The 1,003-nt window shown below is 56.0% G+C and carries 2 protein-coding genes; both read left to right on the plus strand.

From position 1 onward, the window contains the following. The coding region (locus ACFFNA_RS36870; protein ID WP_378924962.1) for a transposase domain-containing protein at positions 1 to 255 on the plus strand (255 nt) is incomplete at its 5' end. Positions 256 to 635: 380 nt separating this feature from the next. Continuing rightward, positions 636 to 1,003, plus strand: a 368-nt coding sequence (locus tag ACFFNA_RS36875; RefSeq protein ID WP_378924964.1) for a nucleotidyltransferase domain-containing protein, incomplete at its 3' end; no start/stop codon positions are given.

Raw genomic sequence — 1,003 nt, forward strand, 5'->3', positions numbered from 1 at the left:
GAGATCGACTCCAATATCGTCGAGCGTGCAATCAGGCCCCAGACAATTACGAGAAAAAATAGTCTCTTCGCTGGAAGCGAGGGCGGTGGACGCACTTGGGCGACCGTCGCGACACTTCTGCAAACCTGTAAAATGAATGGCGTCGACCCACTCGCCTGGCTCTCCCAGACCTTGACCCGCATCGCTCAGCGCTGGCCCGCAGCCAAAATCGAAATGCTCATGCCCTGGAACTTCAAACCAGACGCCGTCAGCTAACCGCTTACCCTGAATCTCGACCTGCTCGCAAGCGATTTCCTGCAACCGCTCCGCAAACTCGCTTCGTTTACGCTTCAATTCGTCCGCGATGTCCATCCCGTTCCGCTCCTGAAACTTGTGCTCCAGGATAGGTCAGGCTCAACTAGAGATCTGGTGGTTTTTGCTACCTAATGCCGCAAAAGTGCTTGCGAACATTCTCGCCATTCGGCAGCAGCCGCCACCGGATGCTCCCCAAAACCTCTCCACAACTCGGATCGACAATTCGGGGTTTGACCAGATATTAAGGCGATTGCCCATATTTTAAGGCAATCGACCATAAACAAAGGCGAACGATGATGCGCTCGGAACAAGAGAGCTCAATTAGGAGACCGCTCACCCTGATGCTCGGAGTCAGCTCGAACCTCAGGGTTTTACGCGCGCTGGTGCAGCATGGAGGGATGCTCGCCGCCTCCGAGATCGTCAGGGTGAGTGGACTTTCCCGTGAAAGCGTGAGGCTTGGTCTCATTTCGCTTGAGACCTCGGGGATTGTCGTTTCATCCGGATCGCAACATGCGAGGGTACATCGCTATAATGACGGGCACTGGCTTGCGCCTCAGTTGACGGCGCTCTTCGAAGCCGAAAGAGATCGATTCGTGGCGATCAACGACGCTGTGCGCCAGAGTGCTGCCGGGATGCCCGTCTTTAGCCTGTTCATCTATGGCAGCGCCGCTCGCGGAGATGACGGTCCAGATAGCGACCTCGACATCGG

It is taken from the genome of Mesorhizobium kowhaii (genome assembly GCF_042431665.1).
GTDB lineage: Bacteria > Pseudomonadota > Alphaproteobacteria > Rhizobiales > Rhizobiaceae > Mesorhizobium > Mesorhizobium kowhaii.